This is a genomic window from Methylobacterium sp. AC315, assembly GCF_979253755.1.
On record NZ_CEEDEA010000108.1, the window covers coordinates 1 to 249 of the forward strand.

Sequence of the window (249 nt, forward strand, 5' to 3'; positions counted from 1 at the left end):
CGGTCGGCGCCGGGCTCGCCGGCATGCGCGTCTACAACGACGACGTGATCCGCCCGCTGGACAAGCCGATCGGGACGACCGGCGGCACCGCGATCCTGTACGGTACCCTTGCGCCGCATGGCTGCGTGATCAAGCCGCCGGCCGCGGACCCGCGCTTCCTCAAGCATACCGGCCCGGCCCGGGTGTTCGACGAGTACGACGCCATGAGCGCGGCGGTGAACGACCTCGACCTCGACGTCACCCCGGACC

At 71.5% G+C, this 249-nt stretch carries 1 pseudogene; it reads left to right on the forward strand.

The features are described 5' to 3' along the window. A pseudogene (locus tag AC0IY0_RS28890) lies at positions 1-249 on the forward strand (dihydroxy-acid dehydratase); the annotation flags it as partial.